General features: G+C 45.8%; 12 protein-coding genes. All 12 read left to right on the top strand.

Translation table 11 applies throughout. The features are described from left to right. Positions 1-18 precede the first annotated feature (18 nt). Complete coding sequence (locus tag PHE24_00670; protein MDD4901629.1) at positions 19-2,067, top strand: ATP-binding protein; 2,049 nt, start codon at positions 19-21, stop codon at positions 2,065-2,067. Between the two features lie 182 nt (positions 2,068-2,249). Then, positions 2,250-2,630, top strand: coding sequence for a response regulator (locus tag PHE24_00675; protein ID MDD4901630.1), 381 nt, complete (start codon positions 2,250-2,252; stop codon positions 2,628-2,630). Positions 2,631-2,718: 88 nt separating this feature from the next. Then, entirely contained in the window at positions 2,719-3,117 is a 399-nt protein-coding gene (locus tag PHE24_00680; GenBank protein ID MDD4901631.1) for a response regulator, read from the top strand. Positions 3,118-3,319: 202 nt separating this feature from the next. Continuing rightward, a complete protein-coding gene (locus PHE24_00685) occupies positions 3,320-3,736 on the top strand; it encodes a response regulator (protein MDD4901632.1) in 417 nt (138 codons plus the stop codon). Next, positions 3,708-4,106, top strand: a complete 399-nt coding sequence (locus PHE24_00690) for a response regulator (protein MDD4901633.1) — start codon at positions 3,708-3,710, stop codon at positions 4,104-4,106. Before PHE24_00685 ends, PHE24_00690 begins: the two co-directional genes overlap by 29 nt. Before the next feature lie 35 nt (positions 4,107-4,141). Next, positions 4,142-4,849 (top strand): type II secretion system protein, encoded by a 708-nt coding sequence (locus PHE24_00695; GenBank protein MDD4901634.1) that lies wholly within the window; start codon positions 4,142-4,144, stop codon positions 4,847-4,849. Positions 4,850-5,044: 195 nt separating this feature from the next. Beyond that, on the top strand, positions 5,045-5,680 hold the full coding sequence (locus PHE24_00700) for a hypothetical protein (protein MDD4901635.1): 636 nt from the start codon (positions 5,045-5,047) through the stop codon (positions 5,678-5,680). Between the two features lie 107 nt (positions 5,681-5,787). Then, on the top strand, positions 5,788-7,500 hold the full coding sequence (locus tag PHE24_00705; GenBank protein ID MDD4901636.1) for a GspE/PulE family protein: 1,713 nt from the start codon (positions 5,788-5,790) through the stop codon (positions 7,498-7,500). A 117-nt stretch (positions 7,501-7,617) separates the two neighbouring features. Further along, complete coding sequence (locus PHE24_00710; protein ID MDD4901637.1) at positions 7,618-8,826, top strand: type II secretion system F family protein; 1,209 nt, start codon at positions 7,618-7,620, stop codon at positions 8,824-8,826. A 42-nt stretch (positions 8,827-8,868) separates the two neighbouring features. Beyond that, a complete protein-coding gene (locus tag PHE24_00715) occupies positions 8,869-9,324 on the top strand; it encodes a prepilin-type N-terminal cleavage/methylation domain-containing protein (GenBank protein MDD4901638.1) in 456 nt (151 codons plus the stop codon). Between the two features lies 1 nt (position 9,325). Beyond that, the gene (locus PHE24_00720) at positions 9,326-9,991 is read left to right on the top strand and encodes a hypothetical protein (protein MDD4901639.1); all 666 of its coding nucleotides are present in this window, start codon (positions 9,326-9,328) and stop codon (positions 9,989-9,991) included. A gap of 7 nt (positions 9,992-9,998) precedes the next feature. Next, complete coding sequence (locus PHE24_00725; protein MDD4901640.1) at positions 9,999-10,940, top strand: class A beta-lactamase-related serine hydrolase; 942 nt, start codon at positions 9,999-10,001, stop codon at positions 10,938-10,940. The last annotated feature ends 3 nt before the right edge of the window (positions 10,941-10,943 follow it).

Consider the following 10,943-nt stretch of genomic DNA (forward strand, 5'->3'; position numbering starts at 1 on the left):
CTAATTATTATTATTTCTTTGGTTAATTTTTTATTAGCGCTTATTGTTTTGCGAAATAATCCCCGAAATATTATTAATAAAGTTTTTTTTCTGATCAGTGTTTTTTTGGGCCTTTGGGGATTTTCCCTCCTCTTTTATCAATTTCCCCTTATTTTTTCCAGCCTGGCTTGGATTAAAATGACTTATCTGTCAGCTTCTTTTTATTTAATCTTTGTTTTAGCTTTTTCTTTTATTTTCCCCACCGCTATTTATCGCCAATTTTGGCGCCCGGCGGCGTTTTTTAGCTTGATCTTTTTGGCCGTAACGATTTGGCTGTTATTTTTTACAAAAATTTGGATAATTGACGTGGTGGTTGATCCGCAAAAGGGCTTGCAAACTATTTGGGGAAACGGTTATTATTTATGGCTGCTTATTATTTGGATCAGTATTATCTGGACCTTTATCAATCTTATTATTAAAAGCCGCCATTCTTCAGGATTGCGAAAACTGCAATTAAAATTTTTTTCTTATTCGTTTGTTTTGTTTTCTTTTTTAGTCACTGTTTCCGACGGAATAGTTCCGATTTTTTTTAATGATACCCGCCTTTTTTATACTAGCGCTATTTTTAGCATTATTTTCAGCGGCGTCACCGCTTACGCGATTTTGAAACACCGCTTTATGGATATTCATCTGGTGGTCGCCCGCTCGATCTCTTATTTTCTTTTGCTTTTTTCTTTCGGCGTTTTTTATTCGCTGACCTTATTCCTTTGCGCCACTTTTATTATCGCCGAGCCGATCGCCATCGGCACTTATGCCTTGTTTTCTTTGATCGCTTTGGCCGTTGCTTTTTCTTTTCAGCCGCTGCTGGCTTTTTTTCAAAGAATCACCGACAATATTTTTTACAAGCAAAATTATAACGAATCCCGCCTGCTCTATGACTTGGCGCTCTTGATGGCTTCGACTTTCAGCTTGGTGGAATTGACGGACAAATTGCTGGAAAAGATCATGGCCGCGATCCGCGTCAGCTTCGGCGCTTTCGTTTTGATCGACAATAAGAAAATTTTTCATCTGGTCCAGCGGGGCTATGCCGGGAAGATGAAAATTTCCGACGGCGATATTTCCCGGTTCGTCAAACAGACGCAGATAGTTTTATTCGATGAATTGCCGGAAAACGCGCTGAAAGAAACGATGCGGCGGTTGAATATCAATGTTATCATTCCTTTGCGCGTCAAAGGAGAAACCGAAGATGTTTTGATCTTCGGCGAAAAGCTTTCCGGCAACCCTTATACCGATAAAGATATCAGTTTTTTCCAGGTTTTTGCTTCAGCCGCGTCCGCGGCGATCAAAAATGTTTCCAACGTCGAGCAGATTATGCGGCTTGATGAGCTGAAGTCCGAGTTCGTCAATGTTGTTTCGCACCAATTGCGCACGCCGCTTTCCGTCGCCCGCTGGAATTTCGAGATGATCTTGGATAATGTTTTCGGCAAATTGCCGCCCAAAGTGGAACAGATCACCCGGGACACGTATTTGCAATTCGTTACGCTCAATCGGGGCTTGAATAATCTGATGGCGGTTTTGGAGATTGAAAAAAATGAAGTGCTGATGAAGTATGATAAAATCGATATTGATCAGGCGATTATCAAGGAAGTGATCAGCGATCTCGCTGAAGTGATCAAAGAAAAAAAGATCACGATCAAGCAAGAAAATCCGATTGCCAGAAAATTCAGCCTTGACCAAAAGAAAATAAAAGCGGTTTTTGAGATTATTCTGGATAATGCCATCCGCTATTCTCCGGACGGCTCAACCATTACTATTTCCCAGACCTTGCGGAAGGGCAAGAGAAAAAATGAAATTTTGATTTCCGTGGCTGATCGCGGGATCGGCATTTTGTCCGTTAACAAGGAAGCGATTTTTACCAAATTTTTTCGCGGCGAGGAGGCGAAAAAAATGTCGCCGGACGGTTTTGGCCTGGGGCTTTTTATGGCGAAAAAATATGTCAAATATCACGGCGGAGATCTTTGGTTTGAAAAAAACAAAGCCGGCGGCTCGACCTTTAGCTTTTTTATTCCCGAGAGAACGGGAAAATAATTTGCGAGCGTTGAATGATTATGAAACGCTCTCATCCCGATCCCGCCCTAGCGGGAGAGGGATCCCTTTATCTTAAGTCACGAGCATGTCCCGACAAACAATGATGATGTTTTAAACTATTCAACAGCTTAATTTAATCAGATAACTGCAAAATATTTTTTTGCGATTATCCCCATAATTATATGGCCATTAGCCAGACAAAAAAAATTCTGCTCATTGAAGACGACAAGCCCACCGTCAAGATCGTTAAGCTGATGCTGGAACAGGAGGGCTATGAAGTTTCCGTCGCCGGAGACGGCGAAAAAGCGATCGAGGCCTTGAAGAATCCGGCCGACTTGATCCTCTTGGATCTGCTGATCCCGAAAATAGACGGCTTCCAGGTTTTGAAGATCATCCGGCAAGAAAAAAAGCTCAAGCTGCCGGTGGTCGTCTTTTCGAATTTGAGCCGGCAAAGAGACATCGAACAGGCCGCCGAATTGGGTGCCAATGATTATTTGGTCAAAAGCGAATTTTCCGCCGGCAAGCTCAAACAGAAGATCAATAATTTTTTTAACGCGAAATAATTCGGATCAGAAGGCGCCAGCTTCTTCGGGCTCGCCTTGATTGTTTTTTATAATTAAGAAAAGAATTTTTTAATCACCCTAATCTATTATGAGGAAGCAAAAAAAAGAAAATACCGGTTTAAAAACAATTTTAGTGATTGAAGATGAGCTGCCTTTGCGCGAGGCGATCAGCATTAAATTGGCCAAAGAAGGATTTCTCTGCCTGCTGGCCGAGACTGCCGAGGCCGGGCTTAAAATTCTGGAGCAAGAAAAGCCGGATCTGATCTGGCTGGATTTGCTCATGCCCGGGATGGGCGGATTCGCTTTCTTGGAAAAAATCCGCCAACAGCCGAAACTGCGCGATCTTCCCGTGGTAATCGTTTCCGTTTCCGCCAGCCCGGAAAAGATCCGCCTGGCTTTTGGGCTTAACGTCGTTGATTATCTGGTAAAAAGCCAGTTTCGGCTGGCCGATATTGTCGGGCGCATCGGGGGCTATATTAAAAAATGAGCCGTGGATTCCGAATTATTGATGTTCTATTGTTTTTTATGGTATGATATATCTATGATATGCCACAGATAGCGGCCGAGGGAAAAAGGATAAAATAAAGGAAAATCGGCCAAGGGCGTATTTATCAGCCGAAAAGAGCGGCGGCGATGACCCGCAAATTTTATGATAATCGTTAATAATTAATAGCCGGGGCTGATTTGCTATGAGCATTAATCAAAAAAAGAAAATTATCCTGATTGTCGAAGATGAGCAGGCGTTGCAGGACGCTTTAAAGATGAAATTTGAAAAAGAGGGGGTCGAAGTGCTGACGGCCGGCACCGGCGAAGAGGCGCTTGAGGTTTTGAAAAAAAAGCGGCCCGTCCTGATATCGTTGGATATCCTTTTGCCGAAAATGAACGGCCTGGAAGTGCTCAAAAAGATCAGAGCAGACTCCAGGTTGCGCGATCTGCCGGTAGTGGTAGTGAGCGTTTCCGGCGGACAAGAAAAGATCCGCCAGGCTTTTTCCCTGGGAATCGTTGATTATTTGGTTAAAAGCGAATATAAGATCGAAAATATCGTCAAAAAAATAATGGCGATCATGGAAAAATTTTATGCCGAAAAAAATTACAGCCAAAAGTAAAAAATGGGTTTTTATCATCGAAGACGATGTTTTTATCAACCGGGCCTATAAGGCGAAATTCGCCCACGAGGGCATTGAGGTAAAAATAGCGGAAGACGGAGAAAAAGCTTTGCAAATGCTGAAGAAGGGTGAAATGCCGGCGCTGATATTGCTTGATCTGATGCTGCCCAACAAAAGCGGATTTGAAGTGCTCGCGGAAATAAAACAAGATGACAGATTGAAAAATATTCCGGTGCTGATTTTGACGAATTTGGCCCAGGAATTGGATACTGATCGCGGTATCACCTTGGGCGCCGAGGAATATCTGGTGAAAGCCGATATGAAGATCGAAGATCTGGTCAAGAAAGTTCAGCGATATTTGGAAAAATAAACAGGTTCATATAATTAAAATTAATAAATAAACCCATGTATTATCAACAAAACATGAGAAAAGCGCAGGAGGGATTCACTCTCTTGGAATTGCTGATCGTGATCACGATCATCGCGATTCTGTCCGTGGCTCTGGTCTTCATCCTGAACCCGGCGGAAACTTTGCAAAAGTCCCGCGACACCCAGCGCATGGCCGACTTGTCAACTTTGAAGACGGCGATCGGAATTTATCTGACCTCGACCTCCACTCCTCTGCTTGACAATGTCGCGAACAACCTTTGCCTGGGCGGAACCGGTAACGCTACTGTTTGGTATAGCGCGGATCAGACTACGGCTGGCTCTATCACTGATACAGCTTATCCTACCGGCTTCGCGGCTTTTACGCAGCGCGCTACGGCTGCCGCGTCCGCTCCGGTTGACGGTACGGGCTGGGTGCCGGTTAAACTAACTTCAATTATCGGTGGTTCGCCGATCTCGTCAATGCCGGCCGATCCGGTAAATAAATTGGTAGTTGCCGCCGCCACAAATCCCAGCACGCTTAATGCGTTAACCTATAACGCTTTAACTTATCGCTATGCTTGCCGGCTGTCTCCCTTGACCTTTGAAATTAATGCCAAATTGGAAAGCGCGGCCTATGGCGTGGGCGGCTCCGATGATAAATCAACCAAAGACGGCGGAAATAATGCCAATCTTTATGAGGTCGGTACAGATTTGACGATCCTTCCGGGAACACCTGATTTTTAAGCTAATAAGCCAGAATTGAAGGTAATAGATAATTATCCGGGGAGTCTGCAAAGACTCCCCGGGTTGATATTATGGCAGTATTAGGCAAATATATTATATTAACGTTGTTGGGGAAATTATGATATAATTAGTGCAGATAAGAACGCGAATTTGTTTTTACGCCTTTGTTTTTGCGTAATCAATTTCTTTAAAGCGATGATAAAAGTATTCAGCCAAATTTTAAATTATTTTCCGATTTTTGCCGTGGCGGCGGTTTTCCTTTGGGTGATAGCGGCGCATTGGAAAAAATGGAATCTTTGGATTCTGGTCTGGGTGATGATCGGTTTTCATCTTGGCCTGGCCCTGATCAAAAGCATTTTGCAATATTGGGCGTGGGATCAAAGCCAGCTGACGCGGCTATTGCTCAATTTGCCGGTTGATAAAACGGTTCCGGGCTGGTTGGCGCGTTTGCCGATCTTTGCCGATTTTTCCCATGGCTATTTCTGGTATTATATTTGGAATAATTTTTGGAAAGAGGCGCTGTTTTCCCTGATAGCGGCTTTTATTATTTATGGGATTTTTCGGCTTTTACAGCGCTATAAACCGCGTTTTTTCCAGAGCCAGGACAGCGAATTGGGTTTGTTAATGGCTTTGCTCGTCGGCTGGCCGCAAATTATTTTATTTTTACCCATAACTTTTTTGGTGGCGATGGTTTTTTCTCTGGCCAAATCCATTTTTCGTCAAGAAACTTATTGCCCGCTGGCCTGGCCGTTTTTGATTAGTACCGCCCTAATGCTGGTTTTTAACGCTCAACTGTCGGTCTGGCTTTATTTGCTATTGAAAATTATTTAGAATATCCGCAGTAACGTAAAACTTTGCGTTACTATTCAGCTTATCGCAGAACAATTTAGTGGTGTTGGATATCCGACATCCGATATCTGATATCTGAAATCCGATTTATGCATATCACTAAAGAAAAATTAAAAGAATTATTGCTTGATTCCGGCGTGGTGGAAGAAAAGGTCTTTCAGTCCGCTCTCGACGAGTCGATGCGCTTGGGCCAATCGCTCGCGGACGTCTTGATCGGCCGGGGCGATCTGTCCGAGGAATATCTGCTGGAAGTGCTCGAGCCGTATTTTGGCGCGCCCGTGGCGGATTTGCGCAAAAAAACTTTGCCGAAAGAAGTTTTTGAGCTTATTCCGGAAACCTATGCCAAGTCCAAGAACGTCATGGCTTTTGAAATTGACGCGAAAAAAAATGTCTTGAAACTGGCCATGGCCGATCCTTTTGATTATGATGCCATTGAATTTTTGCGGGCCAAGCTCGGCATGGAGATCGAGCCGTATTTTAGCAGTCGCGGCAGTTTGAAATTCGGCTTCAAGCAGTATAAGCAGCAGATCGGCCAGGAGTTTGATAAAGTGATCACGGAAAACGTCGACAAGATCTTAAGGGAGTCGAGCGGCGAGGTTGATATGGCCAAGCTGGCCGACGCTCTGCCGGTGGTGGCGATTTTGGATAGCATCGTCGAACATGCCATCGCCCTGAATGCTTCCGATATCCATTTTGAGCCTCTGCCGAAAACATTGCTGATCCGTTATCGCATTGACGGCGTTTTAGAAGAAATATTGACTTTGCAAAAAGTCATCGAGCCGATTTTGGTGGCCAGAGTGAAAATCTTGGCGAACCTGCAGATCGACGAGCATCGGGCGCCGCAGGATGGCCGGTTCCGCTTTGAAATGGAAGAAGGCGGCTATATCGATTCGCGCGTCAATATCATGCCGGTGATGCACGGCGAAAAAGTGGAAATGCGCCTCTTAAAAAGTTCGGCCCGGGCCCTGACTTTGGAAGAATTGGGCTTGTCCGCCGCGGCGATCAAGATCGTCGGCGAAGAAGTGCATAAGGCGCATGGCATGGTGCTGGTGACCGGTCCGACCGGCCACGGCAAGACCACGACGCTGTACGCGATCTTGCATATTTTAAATACGTCGGAAGTAAATATCACGACGATCGAAGACCCGATCGAATATGAAGTCTCCCGGGTCAACCAAACTCAGGTGAACGTCAAGGCCGGGATCACTTTCGCCAACGGCTTGCGCGCCCTGGTGCGGCAGAATCCGGACATCATCATGGTCGGCGAAATCAGAGACTCTGAGACCGCGGAAATTTCGGTCCATGCCGCGCTGACCGGGCACTTATTGTTATCTTCTTTGCATACCAATGACGCGGCTTCGGCCGTGCCGCGCTTGATCGATATGAAAGTTCAGCCGTTTCTTTTGGCTTCCACGCTGAATTTAGTGGTGGCCCAGCGCCTGGTCAGGAAGATCTGCGGCGGCTGCGTCACTTCTTATCCGATTCCTTCGGATGTGCGGGAGTTGATCAAAAAACATTTGTCGCTGTCCAACGAGAAGGTCGAGAGTATTCCGAAAATGTTATTCCGCGGCAAGGGCTGCAATATGTGCAACCATACCGGATTTCTGGGGCAGATCGGAATTTTTGAATTATTGCAAGTATCGGAAAATATCAAAGGGCTGATCTTAAAAACGGCTCCGGCGGCCGAGATCAAAAAACAAGCCGTGAAAGAAGGAATGATCAGCTTGTTCCGGGACGGCTTGCAGAAAGTGGAGCGGGGCGTGACCACGATCGAAGAAATTTTGCGGGTCATTAGCGAATAGAGGTTCGAGATAAAATATTTTAGCTGGATGTAATACTAATTTAATACAAATACATACTAATCACACGAATTCGTTATATTAGTATGTATTCGTAAATTAGTATTGCATTTATAGGATATGCGTTATTATTTTGAAGCCATTGATCAGCAGGGGGTGCCGGTGATCGGCAAATACGAAGCCGAAACCGAAGCCGAAGTGTCGGAGCATCTCCAAAAACGCCAGCTGATACCCCTGATCATCAGGCCGGAAGGCGGCGTTTTTAATATTAAAAATATTTCATTTTTCGAAGGAATCACTGCCATGGATCGGATCGCTTTGGTGAGAAATTTGGCCGCTACTACCAAGGCCGGCTTGAGCATCATCGAAGCGCTGGATATCTTGGCGCAGGACGCGGAAAAGCCGTTATTGAAAAAGATCCTCCTGGAGATGAAAAGCAATATGCAGAACGGCCAGCCGCTCTGGCAGTCGTTCCAATATTATCGGCGTTATTTTCCGCCTTTTTTTGTGGGTATGATCAGGGCGGCGGAATCTTCCGGCAAGCTGGATACGACTCTGGATGAACTGACGCAATATTTGACGCGCGAATACAGCCTGGTAAAAAAAGTAAAAAACTCCCTGGCTTATCCGATCCTGCTGCTCTTCGCGTCCGGCGGGGTGATAATTTTGCTGCTGGGCTTTGTTTTGCCGAGCCTGGAAAAAACTTTTCAGCGCAGCCAGATGGTTTTGCCGGCCTACACTCGGGCGCTGATGTCGTTTAGCCATGGCATTCGTTATAATATTTGGGGCGACGCGATATTTGTTTTGGTCATCATTGCCATTATCGTTTTTTTCCGGCGCAATGCCTGGCTGAAGAAGCTTGTTTCCCGCTGGTCGTTCAGTGTTCCGCTTTTGCGCGATGTTTTGAAAAAGATCGTTTTGGTAAGATTTACGCGCACCTTGGGCAGCTTGCTCGGGAGCGGCGCGCTGATCACGGAGTCTTTGCAATTGGCGGCTGATTCCGTCGGCAACGAATATTACCGGCAAGCTATTTTGAAAGTAAATGCCGAGGTGATCCGCGGCTTGCCTTTGTCCAAGGCTTTATCCGGCAGCGATAAATTATTTCCCCGTTTTTTGATCAGCCTGGTGATGGTCGGAGAAAAGACCGGCACTCTGGAACATATCCTTAAGACCTTTGCCAATTTTTACGATGAAGAAGTTGAGAATAGCTTAAGGACTATGACCACTTTTCTGGAACCGGCAATGCTCCTGGTCATGGGTTTGGTCATCGGTTTTATCGCCCTCTCTGTTTTATTGCCGATCTACCAATTCGTGGGAAAATTCATTTAATCAATCCGTAGGAACGCAATATTTTGCGTTCTGTTTGCAAATATGTTTTCTCGCCAGGGCTTTACGCTTATCGAAGTTTTGCTGGTCGCCACGATACTCGCGATGATCGCCGGTTTCAGTATCGGGATTTATGATAATTACAGCCGGAACATGGAATTGGAGTCAACGGGCAAAAATATCATTTATGATCTGCGGCAGATGCGCGCCTACGCGGCAGCCGGCGTTGATCAACGCAAGTGGGGAATTCATCTGTCAAATGGCACGCAGGATTATTATGAATTATTTTCCACGCCGACTGACTACGCGGATGCCGGCAAGACGAGAGTCAGCGCTAATTATTTGCCGGCTACCTTGCACTTCGTTAAGCCGGCCGAAGGCGTTAATTTGGATATTATTTTTTCCAGTATCTCCGGCAATACCACGGCCGATTTTTTTACCGTCGGCGCGCCGGGCGGCAGCATGACGATCAATGTCACCGCTTCCGGCGCGGTATATTAATATGAAGCTTGATAACTCCGGGCAAATTCTTTTGGAAGTGCTGGTCGCCATGGCCATTGCCGCCGTGGTGGTGGTTTTGGGTTCGCAATTGATCTACGTCAGCCTTGCCGGCAATAAAATTTCCGAAGATATTGATGTCGCTTTTGGCTTGGGCGAAGAAACCTTTGTCGCCGCGCAAGCGGCGGCCACGGAAAATTGGAACAATCTTTATTCTCTGGCTCATGATGGCACTAAATATTATCCGCAACAATCGGCCGAGAAATGGTCGCTCGCTTTGGGAACGGAAAATATTCCGCTTAATTTTGCCGTTTACAGCCGTTATTTTACCGTCCAGAATGTCTGCCGGGATATTTACAGCCGAGCTATTGTCGGGATCAGCGATAGCGGCGGCAGCGCCGTTACCTGCGATAATTTTCCCGGCAGCAGAATGGACCCTTCGACGCAGAGAATCAATGTTTCCGTAAACTGGGCGAACGCTCCGGTAGTGAGCGTCAGCGATTACCTGACCCGCTGGCGGAATAAAGTCTGCGCCAGCACCAACTGGTCAGGCGGAAAAACAGCGCCGGCCGATAACGCTGTTCTCTGTTCCGATTCGCTCAACACTTATTATGACGACGATGAAAATATTGACGCGAGCACGCTGGGCAAGATAAAAATAAAATCCTAACAGTTTTATGAGTAAAAAAAAGTTTTGGCTGATCATTATCGGAGTTATCGCTTTTTTATCATTAGGTTTTAATCTTTGGGCGATATTTTTTTACGCGCCTAAATTCTGTTTCACTGATAATGAAATAAAGAAATCGCAATTCAGCCTTTTAAATCCGGCGCGGTCGATTTACGAGCAGAAAGACTTGATCGTCAATGTCCAGCCGCTGCGCGATGAGCTGGATAAGATCGGCGCTGATCCCGATATTTCCATTTATTTTGAATATTTGCCGACCGGCGCCAACATCGCCGTTAATAAGGAGGCGGAATTTTTTCCAGCCAGTTTGGTTAAATTGCCGGTAGTGATGGCGGCGGCCAAAAAAGTGGCCAGCGGCCAATGGCGCTGGCAGAACGAGCTGGTTCTGATGAGCAATGATAAAGACGATAAATTCGGCGAGTTGTATCAATCGCCGATCGGCACCACCTTTACTATCGACGATCTGTCAGTTAAAGCTTTGGCCGAATCCGATAATACGGCCTATCACATGCTCTTAAGAAATCTTGAGCCGGCCGAACTGGAAGAAATGCATCAGCATTTGGGGCTGGAAGATTTTTTTACTGCTGACGGCAAGATCAGCGCCAAAAAATATTCAGTCATCTTGCGCGCCCTTTATGGCAGTTCCTATCTCCCCGAAGAGTATTCGCAAAAACTATTAAAGATAATGACGCAAAGCAGTTTTAATCAATATTTGGCCAGCGGCCTGCCAAAAGATATTTTATTCGCCCATAAGATCGGGGTGAGCGACGAGCAGGATGTGGTTTTGGACGCGGGGATAGTTTATTTGCCCGGGCGGCCGTACTTGCTGGCAGTGATGATCAAGACGAAAGATATGGCGGCGGCGGAAATACAGATGAAAAATATTTCCGAAAAAGTTTATAGTTATATCGCCAATTATTCCGAAGAAAAATAAAAC

The organism is Patescibacteria group bacterium (assembly GCA_028707065.1).
Lineage (GTDB): Bacteria > Patescibacteriota > Patescibacteriia > Patescibacteriales > WJLG01 > JAQTUZ01.

Excerpts from the sequence above, each read along its gene's own strand:
- PHE24_00675 (MDD4901630.1), top strand. The coding sequence starts at position 2,250 with ATGGCCATTAGCCAGACAAAAAAAATTCTGCTCATTGAAGACGACAAG.
- PHE24_00680 (MDD4901631.1), top strand. The coding sequence starts at position 2,719 with ATGAGGAAGCAAAAAAAAGAAAATACCGGTTTAAAAACAATTTTAGTG.
- PHE24_00685 (MDD4901632.1), top strand. The coding sequence starts at position 3,320 with ATGAGCATTAATCAAAAAAAGAAAATTATCCTGATTGTCGAAGATGAG.
- PHE24_00690 (MDD4901633.1), top strand. The coding sequence starts at position 3,708 with ATGCCGAAAAAAATTACAGCCAAAAGTAAAAAATGGGTTTTTATCATC.
- PHE24_00695 (MDD4901634.1), top strand. The coding sequence starts at position 4,142 with ATGTATTATCAACAAAACATGAGAAAAGCGCAGGAGGGATTCACTCTC.
- PHE24_00700 (MDD4901635.1), top strand. The coding sequence starts at position 5,045 with ATGATAAAAGTATTCAGCCAAATTTTAAATTATTTTCCGATTTTTGCC.
- PHE24_00705 (MDD4901636.1), top strand. The coding sequence starts at position 5,788 with ATGCATATCACTAAAGAAAAATTAAAAGAATTATTGCTTGATTCCGGC.
- PHE24_00710 (MDD4901637.1), top strand. The coding sequence starts at position 7,618 with ATGCGTTATTATTTTGAAGCCATTGATCAGCAGGGGGTGCCGGTGATC.
- PHE24_00715 (MDD4901638.1), top strand. The coding sequence starts at position 8,869 with ATGTTTTCTCGCCAGGGCTTTACGCTTATCGAAGTTTTGCTGGTCGCC.
- PHE24_00720 (MDD4901639.1), top strand. The coding sequence starts at position 9,326 with ATGAAGCTTGATAACTCCGGGCAAATTCTTTTGGAAGTGCTGGTCGCC.
- PHE24_00725 (MDD4901640.1), top strand. The coding sequence starts at position 9,999 with ATGAGTAAAAAAAAGTTTTGGCTGATCATTATCGGAGTTATCGCTTTT.